This window comes from Wolbachia endosymbiont of Tribolium confusum (assembly GCF_020405475.1).
Lineage (GTDB): Bacteria > Pseudomonadota > Alphaproteobacteria > Rickettsiales > Anaplasmataceae > Wolbachia.
This window is the reverse complement of sequence record NZ_JAIZNT010000006.1, coordinates 1-17,017: the sequence shown is the minus strand read 5'-3', so window position 1 is coordinate 17,017 and position 17,017 is coordinate 1. Positions and strand designations below refer to the sequence as shown.

Below are 17,017 nucleotides of genomic sequence, written 5' to 3'. Positions count from 1 at the left end.
TAGTGAAAAGATTTTTTAAGTTATGCAAAAGTGATAAATTCCTTTATTTAAGGTCGCAGTTTTGCTATTCTCAGGTTTTAATAATTTAAATTTAATGAATATAAACAAAAATGAGTTTTTATTTCTTCCGCTTGGGGGAGTAGGAAGAATCGGGATGAATGTTAGCCTATATCATTACCAAGGTAAGTGGATTATGATCGACCTTGGTGTTGGTTTTGCAGATGAAACTATGCCAGGTGTTGAGTTGCTCATTGCTGATATAGACTTTATTGCTCAAAGAAAAAAAGATTTACTTGGAATAATAATTACACATGCACATGAGGACCACTGCGGTGCAGTGCCTCACTTGTGGGAAGAGTTGCAGTGCTCCATATATACAACAAAGTTTACGGTTAATTTTCTTAAAGAGAAACTAAAAGAATTTCGATTGGAAGGTATAGTGCCTGTGAAAGAGGTAGACATAAATGGCAGCATAAATTTGGGTCCTTTTACCGTCGAGTTTATAAATGTAACTCATTCAATTCCTGAGGCAAATTCAATATTAATTAGCACTGAAATAGGTAGTGCACTCCATACCGGAGACTGGAAATTTGATCCAAAACCTGTTGTTGGATTAACTTCTAATATGGAGCGTCTAAAAGAAATTGGCGATAAAGGTGACCTGCTTGCAGCAATTTGCGATTCAACCAATATATTAAGCAAGCATCACCCTGAGTCAGAAAGTGAAATTTATGATAATATTTACAATATAATAAAGCGGTCTAAAAAATTGGTTGCTGTATCGCTATTTGCCTCGAATGTGGCGCGAATTGAGATTATCGCTAAAGCTGCACAAGCACTAAATAGGAAGGTTGTTTTACTTGGCAGATCTTTATGGAGAATAGTGAAAGTTGCGCAGGATAGTGGTTATTTAACTGATTCTCCTGAGTTTCTAGAAGCAAAGGAGGCAGTAAATTTTCCAAGGGAAAAGCTGGTGCTACTTTGCACAGGTTGTCAAGGTGAGCCACCAGCAGCTACCGCAAGACTTGCCGCTAAGAGTCATCAAGCATTTAAAATGCAGCAAGGTGATACCATGATCTTTTCATCAAAAATCATTCCTGGCAATGAAACTCGTGCACATAATATGCTCAATGCCTTTATTGAGATGGGAGTAGAAGTTATTACTGAAAAAACAGAGAACGTTCATGCTTCCGGACATCCAGTAAAAGCAGAGCTAAGGGAAATGTATTCTTTGATAAAACCTAAGATATCTATTCCAGTTCATGGTGAGTATATTCATACGGATGCACATGTAAAGTTTGCTAAAGAGTGCGGTGTGAAAAAAGCAATAATGATTGCACCAGGTGATATCGTTAATTTGGAAAATGGGGAAAAAGTTAGCTCAATTGATGTCGACTACTTTGGTATTGATGGTATGTTACTCCGTCATCCAGAATGCAGCGTTATAAAAATGCGTGAGAGAATGAGAGATGCCGGAGCTATCGTAGTGACAGCAGTTGTAAACAAGAAAAATAAACTGCTTGCTAAGCCAAAAGTATTTGCACCTGGTGTTTTCGAAGCGCAAAAAGATGCAGCCATTATGCAAAAGATCATAAAGAAGGTTGAGTCAGCATTTGACTCACAGCCGATAAAAAAAATAAGAAATAAAATTGAGAGCTCAATATTTAGTATCTTAAAAGAATATTTACTAAAAAGACCTATAATTGAAGTCCAGATAGAACAGGTATGAAATGAAAGAATGAAGTTATTCGTTCAATTAATATTGCTCGTTTCGTTATTTCTTCCTTATTCCACAAAAGCTGTTTTATATGTTGATATAAAAAAAAGCAATATTGGTAATATTGATCTTGTTGTATCTAAATGTGCATGCAAGACAGAAATGGAAAGTGAGCTAAGTGAAAGCATCACAAAGGTAATTGAAACAAATCTATCTAATAGTGGCTTATTTAATATAAAACGTAGCATAGAAACTGAATCTCGGAAAAGCGATACCATAGTCACAGTAAGTTTAAGTGAAGTATCAAACAGAAATTTAAAGCTATCCTTTCGTTTATTTGACAGTTTTACAAAAAGAGAATTGCTTGTTCAGTCGGTTGTTTTTCCAGCAAAAGACTGGAGAAAAATCAGTCACCTCGTTTCGGATATGATACATGATAGATTGATTGGTGAGAAAGGGTACTTCAACACAAAAATAACTTATATTGCTGAAGAAAAAGATAGCAATTACAAATCCGTCCGTAAAATTGCTGTGATGAATCGAGATGGAAGTAATATAAGATACTTAACAAATGGTGATAAATTTGTGTCAACACCAAGATTCTCACCAAATGGAAAGGGTATCGTTTACATCTCATACAAAAATGGTAAAAGTTATATAATATTAAAAAATTTAAAAGATAACACTGAATCAATAATCAGTGCATTCGAAGGAGTTATTTCTGCACCAAGATTTTCTCCTGATGGTAAATCTCTTTTAATTTCCCACTCATTGAGTGGTGAAACGAATATATTATCTCTAGATTTAAGTAGTAAACGAACAAAAAAAATTACTAAAGGTTCAGCTATAAGTACTTCTCCTTCTTTTTCTCCAGATCAAAAGTACATGGTTTTTAGTTCTGATATAAGTGGAAGTCAGCAACTATATATCATAGATTTCACTAAGAAAAGCAAAAAACCTAAGAGAATTAGTTTTGGAAGTGGAAAGTATGCTACACCTGTTTGGTCGCCAAAAGGAGATCTGATAGCTTTTACAAAGATTCAGTCAGGAAAATTTTACATAGGAGTTATGAAACCAGATGGCAAAGAAGAACGTCTCCTTTCAGAGGGTCATAAAATTGAATCTCCAGCATGGCTACCAAATAGTAGAGAAATTATTTTTACAAAAATAGAATCACCAAGCAACTCTAAATTATATTTAGTAGATTTAGTAAAGAAAAATCAAAAAATGGTTTTTACTCCAACGAATGCTTCTTTACCAGATTGGTCTTATTTTTGAAAGTAGATCTATAAAATTGGTATAAATCTTGCTTTATCTTAATCGTTTATAACCTTCGGTACTACGAAATACCCATGCTCCGATTTTGTATTGGATAATATTTCTTCTTTAATGTTTTGAGAATTTATAATATCATCGCGTACGTGGATATCCTTATCCATAGTTCCATAACGCATAGGAGAAACACCTTCAGTATTAACTTTCAACAAAGTATCATGTATCCAATCCAGCATTGTCAGTTCTTTTGAGTAGTATTGAATCTCATCATCGGATAACTTAATCCTCACAAGCTGTGAAGTTTTAAGCATTTCTTCTCTGGAAATTGTTATTTTTCTCTTGTTTGCAAATTCTATTAGCGAAGTGATGACATCTTCTGTTGACCTAGCTGACACTTTTACCTCCTTGCATGAAGCAAATTAAAATGTTTGCAATTGAAACAACCTTTATCTTATCAGTTTTTTCGAATTTGTGAAATACGGTGTCCGTAACTACTAATTTATCTAAAGAAGAGGAAGAGATTTTTTCAACTGCATTTCCTGAAAGTACGCCATGTGTGATGCATGAAACTACAGACTTTGCTCCGCGATTTTTTAAAGCAAGGGCTGCATTACATAATGTTCCGCCAGAGTCAACTATATCATCAACAATGACGCAATTTTTGTTTGCAACTTCTCCGATTACATTCATTACCTGAGATGTACCTGCTTTTTCTCTATATTTATCTACTACAACAATATCATTATCTAACTTGTATTTTTCCTCTAAAATCTTTGCAAAAGTACGAGCCCTTCCAATTGCTCCAACATCAGGCGCAACTATTGCCAAATTCTCCTTGTATATAGAGTTAACAAATACTTTAAAACAGCTTAAATTAGTAATTGATATATCAAAAAAACCTTCAATTTGACTTGAATGCAAATCAATAGCAGCAACGCTATTTGCACCTGCAGTTTGAATAAGATTTGCAACTAATTTAGCACTTAAAGCAGATTGCATATTATTGTTTTTAATAACCCTATCCTGCCTACTGTATCCGTAATAAGGAATAATAGCCGTTATTCTCTTGGCTCCTGACCTCTTTGCTGCATCAATTGTAAGCAAAAGCTCCATAAGGTTATCATTTACAGGGGAAGAAAGAGATTGCACTACGTATACTTCTTGATCACGTAGATCATTTGCTACTTCTACATTTACCTCACCATCGGCAAATCTTGATACCTGAGTAGGTAATAGCTGAGCATTTAGCCCACTTGCTATTGAATCTCCTAATTGTTTACTAGTGCTACCTATTATTACCTTCATATATATCAATTAAGTTTTGAAAATTATACAGAAACCATGGAATGATTAAAACTTTATTCTTGCTGCCAAGTGGATAATAGAAACGGAAAAGTTACTCGAAACATTTCACCAGCTTTCTTATCATGCAACTCGTTTTCACAAAGGTACGTGCTGTTTTTCTACTTAAAAATAAAGTAAATTTTTTGTGATGCTGAGCACTTTCTATAACTTTCATTAAATTTATAAAAAACTTGATAATTATTAAAATATAGATTAAAATGTTTATATATTTAATGAAAAAACGAAATGGATTTTAATAAATTTGTTAAAGGCGACTTTCTTGATTTGTACTCGAAAACAATAAACATAAGTGAATTAGTAAGCTTTTTACAGAGCAATCTTAGTATTACAAAGCTTAGTTTAAAAAGATGTTATATTCGTGATGAAGGAGCAGAAGCTTTAGCTAATGGTAATCTTGCAAACCTTACTCAACTTGATTTAAGTTTTAACGAGATTGGTGATGAGGGAGTTAAAGCTTTAGCTAATCTTAAAAACCTTACTCAACTTAATTTAGATTATAACAAAATTGGTGATGAGGGAGCTAAAGCTTTAGCTAATCTTAAAAACCTTACTCAACTTAATTTAGATTATAACAAAATTGGTGATGAGGGAGATGATATGAATTGTTATTGCTTGGTTGGAAGCATGAGAAGGTATAATAACTTCTCAGAGTGGATAGGTGGCAGGTTGAAAGTTTTTGTGAGGCCCTTTCTGCTTTTTGCAGTATACAGGAAAAAGACCTCGTGAGGGAGATTAATCGCCCCTGCCACCGAAAACCATCATGCGGCCTATAAAATTTAGTGACCGCGTATAGGAGAATGGACCAACCGGTAATATTCTACTCTGATATATTGGAGTATTCAATAAGAGGGAAAATTTATGCGTTATATAGGTGTTGATTTACATACTAATAGTTTTACTGTTTGTTATTTAGAACAGGAAAAACCAGAGCATATTAAAACATTTCGCTTACAGGATTTAGATAAATTTATTAAAGATCTTCGAGAAACAGATGAAGTAGCTTTTGAAGCAACAGGGAATAGCTGTTTCTTTTATGATGAAGTGTCACCCTGCGTTAAGCGTGTTGTTGTGGTTGCTCCCTTGCAATTTGAAGTTATTCGTCGTTCTGTAAATAAAACAGATAAACATGATGCAAGAGCTATTGCTTTTTTTCTCAGCAAAGATATGTTGCCTGAAGCAAAATGCAAGAGCAAACAATGCCAACAGTTAGCTTCTCTTCTTAAAACAAGAGATCAGTTAGTAAAATCACGGGTATCTTTAATCAATAAAATGCATGGACTTTTCAATTACCACGGAATAAAGATTAAAAAGGAAGTACTGACAACCAAAACGGGATTTGAACGCTCTCTAGGTAAACGTGATTGGAGTTACTTGGAAAAGGTTGAGATTGAAGTAATTAGCAGTAACCTGGAAGTTATTCGAGAAAGTCTCAAAAAACTTGAAAAGGAAATGATAGCTTTTGCCAAACAGCTCCCTGGATTTAATAATCTCATCAGTATTAAAGGCATTGGTGCAATTTCTGCAGCTGTCTTTGTTGCAACAATTGGTGATATTAATAATTTTAGTAATCCAGAAAAACTGACAGCTTATTTTGGAATTGTACCACGAGTTTCTCAATCTAATCAACAATGTACAATTGGAAAGATTACCAAACGTGGACCGAAAATAGGTCGTACTTCTTTAGTACAGTGTACTTGGATTGCTATACGTTATAGCCCTTATTTGAGAAGCTTTTATGAACATGTGAAAAAAAAGCGTGGTGCTGCTAAGGCTATTACTGCAACTGCTAGGAAGTTTCTAACAACCATTTTCTATACTCTTAAAAACAACTGGGTTTTCAAAGATTTTACAAAATATGAAATTTATAGTTGACAACAATCATAGGAGCTAAAGCTTTAGCTAATCTTAAAAACCTTACTCAACTTAATTTCGATGGGAACGAAATTGGTGATAAAGGAGTAGAAGCTTTAATGAATCTTAAAAAATCTACTTCGATTAATTTATATTGTCATAAGGTTCAGATGCAAGAGATCAAGAATTTATCTATTGGATCAAAAGAAAGTGGCTCTTCAATAGAAATTTTTGATCCAGCAAAATCGAAAAATAAAACAACACTTGATGATATAATAATTTTAGAAAGCGTGAGAAAGGAGCTAAACAAGATTCTTGATATTATTCCAGAAAAAAATAAAGCATTACTTCAAAAGACAGGTTACAAACCAGAAAAAGGCTACCTTTTTTATGGTCCACCCGGAAATGGTAAAACCAAAATTGCTCGTGCAATTGCATGTCAAGCCAACGTAAAGTTTATTAGTGTTTCTGCCTCTGAATTTCAAAAATCGTATGTTGGTCAAGCTGAAGCGCGCGTAAGAGAACTTTTTAAAGAGGCAAGAGCAAATGCTCCTTGTATAATTTTTATAGATGAAATTGATTGTATTGCTGCAGAACGTGGTAACGATAGTTCTGCTTATGCTAAATCATACAGCAGCCTTGTTAATCAGTTTTTAACCGAACTTGATGGTTTCAACCCACTAGAAGGTGTAACAGTGATTGCTGCAACTAATCGTAAAGATGTTTTAGACAAAGCGTTTATTAGGCCAGGCCGTCTCTCTAATCATATTGAAATTCCTTTGCCAGATCAGACCCAGCGTGAGAAGATATTGAACTTGTATATAAAAAAATTCAAAGATACTGAAGGTTTGGAAGTTAAAGTAGATACTAAAAAGCTTGCAAATGAAACTGATGGTTTCTCGGGAGCTGAGTTAGAATATTTAATAAATCAAACAGCATGGGATATTATACATCGTGCTAAAATTGAAGGAAAAGTCACTATTAATACGAGTCACTTCATTAAGGCAATTAATAAGAAGAAATCTCAAGAGCCTGAAGGTAAGCAAGCTAATGGTGGTCTAGAATTACTTAATAGTCTTAAACCCAATTGTAGCAGTGGCGTTCATATTGATAATGCAGATAATGTAGAAAGTCATAGCTCTGCAAATAGCAGTTCAGATGTTGTAGGTATACAGAAATGGTATGAAAAAATAGCTAAGACACTTGAGGTCACACAAACTCAAATTAACAATATGCAGGAAGAACACAATGAAAAATTTGAAGAACTTGACTCTAAGAACAGCGACTTAAAACAGGGTCTAGATTGTGTAAGGCAAGACTTAACTAAAATAACTCAATGCACTGAAGAACACACTCAATTAAAGGATAATCTAAAGACTATCAATGAAAAAAGTACTCAACTACAAAGTGAATTAGAGAGTATGGTAACAACCGAACTCAAGAAACATAAAAGCACACTAGAGAATCGTATTGAAGGTCTACAGAAACAACTTGAAGGTAAAAACAAAGAGCTAAATAGTAAATATGAAAAATTCTTAGGAGCAAGCACTAATAGTAAAAGGCAAGGTAATTATGCCTCTATTTCCTTTGTATTATCTGGAGCATTTGCTATTGGTGCAAGTTTGACAATGTTTCATTTAGCAATGTGTCTTTCACTCGCTGTAGCCGCATTAATTTTTCTTACAGCAGGATGTTACTGTTTGTATAAGGCAAATACAACACTTAGTAATGTTGAAATTGATCAAACTACTAACCTTGTAACTTCCTTAAATGGTTTTTAGGGTTTTAAATTTGTACCTGTTTGGCAAGTTAAAAAATCCTTGCTGCTGCTGTAGCTTAAATTGAAGAAAATGGCGGAAGTGTAGAGTAAGGTAGTTTTTGATTAATAATTTAAGATATTTTTTAAAAAATTACCTTTCTTGGCGCATACGAACACTCCAAAATTTTTTATAGGTTTGACTTCACCTGATTTACAAATAGAAATTGGTTGAGTGTTTGCCATTTATTCTTATAAACAGCATTTTGCTTTTTTTAGCACGTAGTAATTCTTGAATTCTATGATATTATTTTTGTAACATTGTTATATATATCATAATAACGGCACTTGCTGAGTGCATTAAGTAATTTTATGCGCAGTGGAATGATAAAAAGCGTTTTCACAAACACATTTTACTACATAATCAGCGCTAATATTAAAATGCTTATAAAGAGCTTCATAAGGTGCTGATTCTCCAAAATTTTTCATGCCAATAAATATACCGTTTGAACCTATATATTTATGCCAACCCACTTCACTTCCAGCTTCAATTGCAACTTTGATGCTGTCATTATTTAATACTACCGCTTTATATTCATCACTTTGCTCGTCAAAAAGCCTCCAACACGGCATAGAAATGACCCTTGTTCCTACACCTTTTTCCTGTAATTTTTCTCTTGCCTCAACTGCAATTTCAACTTCAGATCCGGTAGCAAATATCGTCACTTCTAGTTTCCCTGAATATTCGCATAGTATATATGCACCAAATTTTGATAGGTTGGCCAATTGGTCAGTATAAGAGTGCATGTAATTAATATTTTGCCTTGAAAGTGCAAATAACGATGGAGATTCTTTTTTTTCAAGTGCAATGTTAATGCATTCCAAAGTTTCAATTGCATCTGCTGGCCTAAAAACATACAGATTTGGTATAGCTCTCAGAGAAGCTAAATGCTCTATTGGCTGATGAGTTGGACCATCCTCCCCTACTCCAATTGAGTCATGAGTCATTACATATACAACCTGCTGTTTCATCAAAGCTGAAAGACGTATAGCAGGGCGGCAGTAATCGGAAAATACTAAAAAAGTTCCACCATAAGGAATAATTCCACCATGAAGAGCCATACCATTCATACAAGCTGCCATAGCGTGCTCTCTCACTCCATAGTGTACATAAGAGCCACCATAATTATTACTATCTATTGCCTGCATGTGCTTATATTTAGTACAATTTGAACCGGTAAGATCAGCAGAGCCACCAATTAGTTCTGGCATAGACTTAGTTAATAGTTCCATTACTCTACCGAAAGAAGATCGAGTAGCTTCGTTTGGCATGAGCTCACATATTTGTTTCTTCAGGTTAGCCAAATCACTCTCGATGTTATTCGGCAAACGTTTCTCAAGTCTTCTTTGTAGTTCTTCATTGATCAAGGATGTATAGTTTTGTTTTGCCCTCTTAACTGTTTCCATCCAAGCGTTTTTCACATCTTTTGGTACATAAAATGGTTCATAGTTCCAATTCAATTTTTCTCTCATCTGTTTTACATCTTCCTCTGTAAAGGCACCACTATGAGCAGAAGATGTGCCAGCACGGCTCGAAAATTTTCCGATAATAGTTTTGCAACAGATTAGTGTAGGTTTATCAGACTTTTGCGCCTGCTCTATTGCAAGGGATATAGCATCAAAGTCATGCCCATCGATTTTGTCAACATTCCATCCATACGCTGAAAAACGCTTTTCTATATCATCAGAGCAAGAGAGGCTAGTAGAGCCGTCTATAGAGATGTCATTGTCGTCAAAAAGTGCTATCAGCTTATTTAATTTAAGATGCCCAGCAAGGGACGCTGCTTCATGGCTTATACCTTCCATAAGACAACCATCTCCTAGCATTACGTAAGTGTAGTGACTGATTTCAAACTGCTTTTCAAGAATCGATTCAGCAAGTGCTATGCCAACAGCAGTGGCAAATCCCTGACCAAGCGGGCCTGTTGTTGCTTCTATACCGGAAGTTAAGCCAAATTCTGGGTGACCTGGAGTTTTTGATGTAAGTTGCCTAAAGTTTTTTAGTTCATCTATACTAATATAGCCTGTCAGATATAATATAGAGTATTGCAGCATCGAACCGTGACCATTTGATAGGACGAAACGATCTCTACTAAACCATTTAGAATCATCAGGGTTATGGTTTAGATATTTAGCAAATAATACAGTGGCAACATCTGCCATACCAAGTGGCATACCTGGATGTCCAGAATTTGCTTTTTGTACTGCATCAATTGATAAAAAGCGGACAGCATTTGCCATGGATTTTAGTAGTAGATTATTCATGTATTAATAGGAAAACTTAAAAGTGAAGTATACTATATCATAGTGGCAAAAACAAGTTGACACTCAATGTTAAAATCATTAATAATTTATAGTTAGATTGTGAGAATTTTTGTATGACAACTGTTATCAATAGAAAGTATAGAATCAGTCGCAGGCTTGGTGTAAACTTATGGGGTAGAGCAAAAGATTCGGTCAATAAAAGAAAATACCCTCCAGGTCAGCATGGTATTCTTGGATTTAAGAAGTTATCTGACTTTGGTAAGCAGTTTGCTGCACATAAAAAATTTAAGTTCTACTATGCAATTTCAAGCAAACAGCTTAGACGTACATTTTTAGATGCCTACAAAAGAAAGGGTTATACGGCTGATAATTTTATTGGTGCCTTAGAATCAAGGTTAAGTTCTGTTTTATATCACTCTGGTTTTGTGCCAACAATTTACTCGGCAAAACAGCTTATATCTCATAAACATGTTACAGTTAATGATAAGGTGGTTAACATATCAAGTTATAGAGTGAAGCCTGGTGATATAGTAAAAATAAGGGAAAGAGCAGCAAAAATTCCTATATTAATAGAGGCTGAACAAAAACAAGAACGTAAGGCTCCAGATTATTTAGAGGCAGATAGCAAAGCACTTTCAGTGAAGTATTTGAGAGCGCCTCAATATTCCGAAGTCCCATATTCAGCAGACATGGAAGTCAATTTAGTAGTAGAATTTTACTCTAGATAAATAAGGCCCGTGTGGCGGAATCGGTAGACGCAGCGGACTTAAAATCCGTGGGTTTTGCGACCTTGGGAGTTCAAGTCTCCCCATGGGCACCAGTTTAATTTATCGAAAAAGAAAGTATGAAATGGCTTGATATAGAAGATATTGCAGAAGCTCTAGAAGAGAAGTTTCCCAGTGAGGATATAATTAGTATTAGATTCACTGAACTTAAAAGAAAAGTCTTGGATTTAGAAGAGTTTGATGATGATGAAAAGTATTGTAATGAAAAAATATTAGAGGCCATTCAAGCAGCTTGGATTGCAGAAAGATCTTAAAAAACAGATAGCTATAAGAAAATTACAGCATACAGTAAAAAGATAATCTTCTTGGGAATACTATACTTTACCCGAATTTTACTTAGCTTCATAATAATTTAACAAATTAAAATTAAAAATGATTACAAGGTAGGAAACACAAAATTCTGGCAAATGCTAGATATACAAATACTGCTTTTTATGTGTGAGGCCGAGGGTCATGAAAACAATAAGTTAGTTTTTGTATAAGAAAGTTGTAATATAATTTAATTTTAAGCACTGGAAAGATGTTTAAATATAGCGGGCCAAAGAAATTAAAATCTATAATAGAAAACTATGCATTAAAATGCATGAAAAATAAGATCAGCAAAAATGAAATACGTCTTATTTTAAACTGGAGAAGTATAGTTGGAGAGGAATTAGCAGAATGTACAAAACCACAAAAGATCTCATACGCACAAAATGTAAATTCGGGTGTGCTGTATCTGTTAGTAACAAATGGCAGTAAAGCATTAGAAATGCAGCATATGGTTTCTCTTGTAATAGAAAAAATTACAGTGTTTTTTGGCTATAAAGCAGTATACGGTATAAAAATCAAGCAAGGGAGTTGACTATTTAACTATATCAGGTTAACCTGGTTAAATAGGATAAATTGGTATATTGAAGTGAGTAGAATTTGTGAATTAACAAATAGAAAAAAGTCTTTTGGTAATAAGGTATCGCACTCAAATCGTAAAACAAAGCGTACCTTTCTCTTAAATTTACATAAAGTTACATTGACGAGTAATATATTAGACAAAAAGTTTAGCTTTCGTATAGCAACAAGAACTTTAAGAACTATAGACTATAAAGGTGATCTTGATGCTTTCTTGCTCAATACAAAAACAATTAAACTAAGTAAAGAAGCACAAAAGATAAAAAGAAGATTAAAGAAAGCTTTAGCAAAACAAGAGGTAGAATTAGCTGTTTCAGATGCATAGTAAGCCTATATGGCTCAGAGCAAAAGCTCCAGCTGGTAAAATATTCAATGAAACCTTAAACACTGTTAAGCTACATAACTTACATACAGTATGCGAAGAAGCTGCGTGTCCAAATATCGGTGAATGTTGGAATAAACGTCATGCTACTGTGATGATTCTCGGTTCTGTTTGTACTCGTGCTTGTGCGTTTTGCAACGTTGCAACTGGCATTCCTGATAAGCTCGATCCTCATGAACCAGAAAATTTAGCAAAAGCAATAAAAAAGTTAAATTTAAAGCACGTTGTCATTACCTCTGTTGACCGTGACGATTTACCAGATGGTGGTGCAAATCAGTTTATAAGGTGTATAGAAGAAATTAGAAAGATAACTTCGGAAACAACAATAGAGATCCTCACTCCTGATTTTTTAAATAAGAAAGGAGCGTTTGAAGCAATAGCTATTGCATCACCTGATGTTTATAACCACAACATCGAAACAGTACCAAGGCTGTATGCAAAAATAAGACCAAGAGCTCGTTATTTTCATTCACTATATTTGCTAAAGATGGTGAAACAGATTAATCCTAAACTTTTCACGAAGTCAGGGCTTATGGTTGGTCTTGGAGAAACAAAAGAAGAAATCTTTCAGGTTATGGATGATTTACGTAGCGCCGAAGTTGACTTCATTACAATTGGTCAATATTTGCAACCAACTCCAAAGCATGTAAAGGTTGATAGATATGTTACCCCAGAAGAGTTTGAGCATTATAAATATATTGCTTATTCCAAAGGCTTTTTGGTAGTTGCATCAAGCCCATTGACGCGGTCATCGTACCACGCTGAAGAAGACTTTAACAGGCTCAAGGCTTGTAGTTAATATCTTTTTTTTAGAGTATAGTTTAATATAGTAATTAATATTTCGACTTTATTTAGAGTATAATTTAATATAGGTATTGATGAAGCGAAAAAGTTATGGGTGATTCTAACGAAAAAGTTGACTACACTGAGTTATCAAAATGTTCTTTTTCTGACAAAATAAAGCTAAAAAGAAAGGTAACATTTTGTCAGCAAGTCCAAGTTAAAGAAATTCCACTTGAAGGAAAAAAAGGAGAGTGTAAACGACGCAAAAAAAAGAAACAGAAAACACAATTATGGGAAAGAGGTGCAGCAATTATTGTTCCACCAGTAATTGGGCTGCTAGGAGGTTTAATAACTTTAACACTCATAACAGAAGAAATAAGTTCACCATTTTTAATTGCAGCTTTAGCTGCTATAGCAATTACAGCAGCAATATATGAACTTGAGTATTTACTTAAACCTGAATTGCCAGAAAAGCCTGGTGAAACTTTAAAGGATTTAGTAACAGATTCTTTTGTAAAGGAAGAAAAAAACTCAAGAACTGTATAACAATAAATCAGAAAAGCTTAGTGAGTTGCCCTAGGCTTGACTTTTTACTTAGCTGATCACAAAAGTATGAATTTTACAGCACCTAAACCAGCTGTTTAAGATCTTATATAAGCAATTGACAGCTACTGAGATGCCAGCTAAAATATTTACATAGTATATTAACAGAGGGTAAGGTGGGTTTTAGTGGATATGTACATGATAAGGCTTTAACAATATCAAATGTAAGTGCTAAAATTGATGTAAGAAAGCTAGCAAACTTTTTACAGAGTAAAAAAGACATTAAAGAGCTTAATTTAATAAATGTAGAGGTTGATTCTAAAGATGTAAAAGAACTAGGTAAACTTACACATCTTACTTCGCTTACTCTAAGGAATAATAAACTTGGTTTTGAAGGTGCAGGATATATAGGTCAAGGCAATCTAAAAAACCTTACTTTACTTGAAATAAGCAATAATCATATTGGCGATATAGGTTTTGCATTTTTAATTGGCAGCAAATGTCTCCCGAATCTTACTTTATTAAATGTAGAAAACAACAACATTGTTGGAGTGTGGCGCCACCACTATGGAGGAGATATAGCACTCAAAAATCTCACCTCACTTTATGTAGAAGGTAACGGTAAAAAATTCTTGAATGATAAAGAAGTTATCCTTGATAGTATAAAAAACAGCTCAATAACCGAAGCGCCTGGACATTCTAGAGTAAAAGGCGGTGAAAGTGCTACACAAAAATTAGTAGCCAAAAGAAAAAAAACGATACAAGCTACCAACAGTCAGTCAGATCCTAGTAGTATGTTAAGTGTAGAACTTTCCAAACAAGATGGGCTGCGTGAAATAGTGCTTGATACTGAAACTACTGGTCTTAGTGTCAAGTCTGGTCACCGTATTATTGAAATAGGGTGTGTGGAATTGATTAACCGTATTCCAACAGGCAAAGTATTCCACCGGTACATCAATCCAGAACGGCATATAGACAAAGGGGCATTTAAAGTTCACGGCATCAGCGAAGAATTCTTAAAAGATAAACCATTGTTTTCAGAAATTGCATCTGAATTCCTTGACTTTATATCTAATGATATTTTGGTAATTCACAATGCTAAGTTCGATGTAGAATTCCTTAATATGGAACTTGGCAAACTGAATGCCGAATTAATCTCTTCAGACAGAGTGTTAGATACATTACCACTTGCGAGAAAAGAGTTTCCAGGGTCACCTGCATCTTTAGATGAATTATGCAAGCGTTTTGACATATCGCTGAATGACAGAACATCACACGGAGCGCTAATTGATGCTCAGTTGCTTGCAAAAGTTTATGTTCAGCTTACACAAACTTCTCTGAATCAATGTCAGCATGCAGTACGTAACTTATCTCTTAGAGGATACTTGCCAAGTAATGAAGAAGTTAGTGAGCAGTTAGATGAGATTAACGTATCTGTTCATGAGGGAGTAGTAGATAGAAGATTGTAAAAACGCCTTTTGCTTTCAGTAGCGAAATTATTCTCTCAATGAATGTGTTTTCTAGCTTTAAAAATGCGAATCTCAATATCTTATCTTGAATTACTTAACTGTTGGTTCAAGCTTAAATTCTTATCATGGGATGTATTTGCATCTTTTAATACTGTAAGTGGTTTATCTAGGCTATGTTCCACTTTTGTCTCAAAATTAAATCCCAAATTTCCAAAAAATTCTTGAAAACACTCAATAGTAGTGTCAAAAAAATTTCTACCACTTGCTTTATAATTTTTCAGCTCTTTCGGAATAGTAATAAGCACTTTACCATCTTCATATGTTATACTTCTACCCTTAGATTTTAACTTAAATTTTATTGAACTGTGAAAATTTGGTGTTTTAATATCATTAACAGGATTAATGCTGCGCACCTTTATACAATCCATGCTAAAATTGAGTTTTAGACAATTGGAGTCACGGCAATCCATACTATAAGTTATTATTATGCTAGAATCTAACACAAGCAAGCCAAATGGAAAAAGAGCCTTTAATATATGAAGAAACAGAAAATGATTATACCCTTCTTGATGATAGTTAGTTATCAATTCTTCCATGATAGAGTCACTCGGAACTGCTGCATCAACATATTCAAATATTTTCTCGAAAATTTGTTTAAGAAATGGACGATAGTTCTTTCTTCCATTCTCATCTTCTAAAATGAGATCTTTATGTTTTGAATATAGCTTCTCAATAAGCTCATTAGGCACTCCTTTCTCGTTAATAGTAAGGTTGTGTGATCTACTAAGGTCAATATATGTTTTGTAACCAAAGTTCCAACTATCTGATTTTATTGATATAGACTTTAAATCATCATATTTGAGCTTTTCTACTTCAGATTTTAATGCATTAACTATTTTTTTTGACATATCATAATTTTATATTATATACGTATTACGTACTTTTCATCATAAGTAAAGGTTTTCTGTAAAACTTGATTTACTTTTTATTATACTCACCTTATTAAAAAAAGCAGAGATTTCAATATCTTATTTTAAATTCTTCAAATTTAGATTCTTATTTTTGGTTGTATTTATATCACTTAATACTCCAAGTGGCTTATCCAGATTATGCTCAAATTTTTCCTCAAAAAAGTAAAATCTAAATTTTTCACAAAATTTCTGAAAATATTCAATAATAACGTCAAACAAATTCTTATCATTTGCTTTGTAATTTTTCAGCTCCTTAGGAATAGTAAGAGACACCTTGCCTTCTTCATACTTCACATTTTCACCTTCACATTTTAGTTTAAACTCCACTGAGTTTTGTAAATCACATACTAAAATTTTATTACCGTTATATATACCATCATTTACGCTAAAACTGAACTTCAGACAATTTGGATCTTCACAACTCATATAGGTCCTTTCTCTGTAAGAAGGAATTAAATAGTGGAATGAATACATGCACAATCCAAAAGAACTAAGTGCTTGACTTTGAGAAGAAAAGAATTGCTTGTACCCAGACCTGTTATAATAAGTTATCAATTCTTCCATAATAGAGTCATTTGGAACTGCTGCACCGGCGTGTTCCGTGAAGATTTGCTTAAGAAACAGACGATAACTCCCTTTTTTGTCCTTATCTTCTGTAATGAGATTTTCATGTTTTAAATATAAATTCTTAATGAAATCATTAGTTATTGCCTTCCCATTAATAACAAGGTCACAAACAAATTCATATTCACTATTGAAGTCCATATCCAAATCCTTATATGTTCTATAATCAGAACTTTCTGTAGACTTCAAATCAGCATATCTCCTCTCCCTCGCCTTATCTTTCAGCTCATTAATCACTTTTTTTGACATATATACTATAATAGATATAAATCATTAATTTTTA

General features: G+C 33.8%; 17 protein-coding genes and 1 tRNA gene. 13 read left to right on the top strand and 5 right to left on the bottom strand.

Features of this window, described 5'->3' with window-relative positions; genetic code table 11:
* The first annotated feature begins 94 nt into the window (after positions 1–94).
* Entirely contained in the window at positions 95–1,729 is a 1,635-nt protein-coding gene (locus tag LEM02_RS04480; protein WP_226080061.1) for a ribonuclease J, read from the top strand.
* Positions 1,730–1,738: 9 nt separating this feature from the next.
* The gene (locus LEM02_RS04475; RefSeq protein WP_226080059.1) at positions 1,739–2,995 is read left to right on the top strand and encodes a Tol-Pal system protein TolB; all 1,257 of its coding nucleotides are present in this window, start codon (positions 1,739–1,741) and stop codon (positions 2,993–2,995) included.
* A 38-nt stretch (positions 2,996–3,033) separates the two neighbouring features.
* Here the strand turns inward: LEM02_RS04475 and gatC are convergent, their stop codons facing one another.
* On the bottom strand, positions 3,034–3,387 hold the full coding sequence (gatC, locus tag LEM02_RS04470) for an Asp-tRNA(Asn)/Glu-tRNA(Gln) amidotransferase subunit GatC (protein ID WP_226080057.1): 354 nt from the start codon (positions 3,385–3,387) through the stop codon (positions 3,034–3,036).
* Positions 3,377–4,297, bottom strand: a complete 921-nt coding sequence (locus LEM02_RS04465; RefSeq protein WP_226080055.1) for a ribose-phosphate diphosphokinase — start codon at positions 4,295–4,297, stop codon at positions 3,377–3,379. The genes gatC and LEM02_RS04465 overlap by 11 nt, the downstream gene beginning before the upstream one ends.
* A 285-nt stretch (positions 4,298–4,582) precedes the next feature.
* Between LEM02_RS04465 and LEM02_RS04460 the strand changes: the two genes are divergently transcribed.
* The 3 genes from LEM02_RS04460 (at position 4,583) to LEM02_RS04450 (ending at position 7,989) form a co-directional block, all read left to right on the top strand.
* The gene (locus LEM02_RS04460; RefSeq protein WP_226080053.1) at positions 4,583–5,083 is read left to right on the top strand and encodes a leucine-rich repeat domain-containing protein; all 501 of its coding nucleotides are present in this window, start codon (positions 4,583–4,585) and stop codon (positions 5,081–5,083) included.
* A 132-nt stretch (positions 5,084–5,215) separates the two neighbouring features.
* Positions 5,216–6,229: an IS110 family RNA-guided transposase gene (locus tag LEM02_RS04455; RefSeq protein WP_226079700.1), complete on the top strand. Its 1,014-nt coding sequence runs from the start codon at positions 5,216–5,218 to the stop codon at positions 6,227–6,229.
* Positions 6,226–7,989, top strand: a complete 1,764-nt coding sequence (locus LEM02_RS04450) for an ATP-binding protein (RefSeq protein WP_226080051.1) — start codon at positions 6,226–6,228, stop codon at positions 7,987–7,989. Before LEM02_RS04455 ends, LEM02_RS04450 begins: the two co-directional genes overlap by 4 nt.
* Before the next feature lie 335 nt (positions 7,990–8,324).
* Here the strand turns inward: LEM02_RS04450 and tkt are convergent, their stop codons facing one another.
* Entirely contained in the window at positions 8,325–10,289 is a 1,965-nt protein-coding gene (tkt, locus tag LEM02_RS04445) for a transketolase (RefSeq protein ID WP_226080049.1), read from the bottom strand.
* 113 nt (positions 10,290–10,402) lie between these two features.
* Between tkt and rpsD the strand changes: the two genes are divergently transcribed.
* The 8 genes from rpsD to dnaQ all read left to right on the top strand — a co-directional run bounded on the left by rpsD (position 10,403) and on the right by dnaQ (position 15,139).
* Entirely contained in the window at positions 10,403–11,017 is a 615-nt protein-coding gene (gene rpsD / locus LEM02_RS04440; RefSeq protein ID WP_006012690.1) for a 30S ribosomal protein S4, read from the top strand.
* Positions 11,018–11,022: 5 nt separating this feature from the next.
* A tRNA-Leu gene (locus LEM02_RS04435) sits at positions 11,023–11,109 on the top strand.
* Positions 11,110–11,133: 24 nt separating this feature from the next.
* Entirely contained in the window at positions 11,134–11,328 is a 195-nt protein-coding gene (gene iscX / locus LEM02_RS04430; protein WP_226080047.1) for a Fe-S cluster assembly protein IscX, read from the top strand.
* Positions 11,329–11,594: 266 nt separating this feature from the next.
* Positions 11,595–11,918, top strand: coding sequence for a DUF721 domain-containing protein (locus tag LEM02_RS04425; RefSeq protein WP_226080044.1), 324 nt, complete (start codon positions 11,595–11,597; stop codon positions 11,916–11,918).
* A gap of 54 nt (positions 11,919–11,972) precedes the next feature.
* Complete coding sequence (gene rpmB, locus LEM02_RS04420) at positions 11,973–12,287, top strand: 50S ribosomal protein L28 (RefSeq protein WP_226080042.1); 315 nt, start codon at positions 11,973–11,975, stop codon at positions 12,285–12,287.
* The gene (lipA, locus tag LEM02_RS04415; RefSeq protein WP_226080040.1) at positions 12,280–13,143 is read left to right on the top strand and encodes a lipoyl synthase; all 864 of its coding nucleotides are present in this window, start codon (positions 12,280–12,282) and stop codon (positions 13,141–13,143) included. Before rpmB ends, lipA begins: the two co-directional genes overlap by 8 nt.
* Positions 13,144–13,238: 95 nt before the next feature.
* A complete protein-coding gene (locus LEM02_RS04410; RefSeq protein ID WP_226080039.1) occupies positions 13,239–13,673 on the top strand; it encodes a hypothetical protein in 435 nt (144 codons plus the stop codon).
* 791 nt (positions 13,674–14,464) lie between these two features.
* Positions 14,465–15,139 carry a DNA polymerase III subunit epsilon gene (gene dnaQ, locus LEM02_RS04405; RefSeq protein ID WP_226080183.1) on the top strand — a complete coding sequence of 225 codons (675 nt, stop codon included), beginning with the start codon at positions 14,465–14,467 and terminating at the stop codon, positions 15,137–15,139.
* A gap of 80 nt (positions 15,140–15,219) precedes the next feature.
* Here the strand turns inward: dnaQ and LEM02_RS04400 are convergent, their stop codons facing one another.
* Positions 15,220–16,047: a hypothetical protein gene (locus tag LEM02_RS04400; RefSeq protein ID WP_226080038.1), complete on the bottom strand. Its 828-nt coding sequence runs from the start codon at positions 16,045–16,047 to the stop codon at positions 15,220–15,222.
* 120 nt (positions 16,048–16,167) lie between these two features.
* On the bottom strand, positions 16,168–16,983 hold the full coding sequence (locus LEM02_RS04395; RefSeq protein ID WP_226080037.1) for a hypothetical protein: 816 nt from the start codon (positions 16,981–16,983) through the stop codon (positions 16,168–16,170).
* Between the last annotated feature and the right edge of the window lie 34 nt (positions 16,984–17,017).

Excerpts from the sequence above, each read along its gene's own strand:
- LEM02_RS04480 (WP_226080061.1), top strand. The coding sequence starts at position 95 with ATGAATATAAACAAAAATGAGTTTTTATTTCTTCCGCTTGGGGGAGTA.
- LEM02_RS04475 (WP_226080059.1), top strand. The coding sequence starts at position 1,739 with ATGAAGTTATTCGTTCAATTAATATTGCTCGTTTCGTTATTTCTTCCT.
- LEM02_RS04465 (WP_226080055.1), bottom strand. The coding sequence starts at position 4,297 with ATGAAGGTAATAATAGGTAGCACTAGTAAACAATTAGGAGATTCAATA.
- LEM02_RS04460 (WP_226080053.1), top strand. The coding sequence starts at position 4,583 with ATGGATTTTAATAAATTTGTTAAAGGCGACTTTCTTGATTTGTACTCG.
- LEM02_RS04455 (WP_226079700.1), top strand. The coding sequence starts at position 5,216 with ATGCGTTATATAGGTGTTGATTTACATACTAATAGTTTTACTGTTTGT.
- tkt (WP_226080049.1), bottom strand. The coding sequence starts at position 10,289 with ATGAATAATCTACTACTAAAATCCATGGCAAATGCTGTCCGCTTTTTA.
- rpsD (WP_006012690.1), top strand. The coding sequence starts at position 10,403 with ATGACAACTGTTATCAATAGAAAGTATAGAATCAGTCGCAGGCTTGGT.
- iscX (WP_226080047.1), top strand. The coding sequence starts at position 11,134 with ATGAAATGGCTTGATATAGAAGATATTGCAGAAGCTCTAGAAGAGAAG.
- LEM02_RS04425 (WP_226080044.1), top strand. The coding sequence starts at position 11,595 with ATGTTTAAATATAGCGGGCCAAAGAAATTAAAATCTATAATAGAAAAC.
- lipA (WP_226080040.1), top strand. The coding sequence starts at position 12,280 with ATGCATAGTAAGCCTATATGGCTCAGAGCAAAAGCTCCAGCTGGTAAA.
- LEM02_RS04410 (WP_226080039.1), top strand. The coding sequence starts at position 13,239 with ATGGGTGATTCTAACGAAAAAGTTGACTACACTGAGTTATCAAAATGT.
- dnaQ (WP_226080183.1), top strand. The coding sequence starts at position 14,465 with ATGTTAAGTGTAGAACTTTCCAAACAAGATGGGCTGCGTGAAATAGTG.
- LEM02_RS04400 (WP_226080038.1), bottom strand. The coding sequence starts at position 16,047 with ATGTCAAAAAAAATAGTTAATGCATTAAAATCTGAAGTAGAAAAGCTC.
- LEM02_RS04395 (WP_226080037.1), bottom strand. The coding sequence starts at position 16,983 with ATGTCAAAAAAAGTGATTAATGAGCTGAAAGATAAGGCGAGGGAGAGG.